General features: G+C 48.4%; 5 tRNA genes. All 5 read right to left on the bottom strand.

Annotation, left to right across the window (positions count from 1 at the left end):
- Positions 1-4 precede the first annotated feature (4 nt).
- The 5 genes from RWY47_RS07355 to RWY47_RS07335 all read right to left on the bottom strand — a co-directional run bounded on the left by RWY47_RS07355 (position 5) and on the right by RWY47_RS07335 (position 450).
- Positions 5-85, bottom strand: a tRNA-Leu gene (locus RWY47_RS07355).
- Between the two features lie 14 nt (positions 86-99).
- Positions 100-184, bottom strand: a tRNA-Tyr gene (locus RWY47_RS07350).
- Between the two features lie 4 nt (positions 185-188).
- Positions 189-263, bottom strand: a tRNA-Thr gene (locus RWY47_RS07345).
- Between the two features lie 4 nt (positions 264-267).
- Positions 268-343: transfer RNA gene (locus RWY47_RS07340), tRNA-Asn, on the bottom strand.
- Positions 344-374: 31 nt separating this feature from the next.
- Positions 375-450: transfer RNA gene (locus tag RWY47_RS07335), tRNA-Asn, on the bottom strand.
- Between the last annotated feature and the right edge of the window lie 69 nt (positions 451-519).

Raw genomic sequence — 519 nt, 5'->3', positions numbered from 1 at the left:
TCTAACCGGATGAAGGGAGTCGAACCCCCACGCCATAGGCGCCAGATCCTAAGTCTGGTGCGTCTGCCAATTCCGCCACATCCGCGCAAATTATTAAGTTGGTGGAGGATGGTGGATTCGAACCACCGAAATCGTCGATAACAGATTTACAGTCTGCCCCCTTTGGCCGCTCGGGAAATCCTCCACGTTGGAGCTAGTGATAGGAATCGAACCTACAACCTGCTGATTACAAGTCAGCTGCTCTACCGTTGAGCCACACTAGCATATTGGCGGGAATAACAGGACTCGAACCTGTGACCCATTGATTAACAGTCAATTGCTCTACCAACTGAGCCATATTCCCACATTATTAGTTTATTCATTTTTAATTAAGTTGGCGGGAATAACAGGACTCGAACCTGTGACCCATTGATTAACAGTCAATTGCTCTACCAACTGAGCCATATTCCCGCATATTTAATTATTTTGGCGACCTGGAAGGGACTCGAACCCTCGACCTCCAGCGTGACAGGCTGGCAT

It is taken from the genome of Paraclostridium sp. MRS3W1, from assembly GCF_032465715.1.
GTDB lineage: Bacteria > Bacillota > Clostridia > Peptostreptococcales > Peptostreptococcaceae > Paraclostridium > Paraclostridium dentum.
This window is presented reverse-complemented; position numbering and strand designations above follow the sequence as displayed.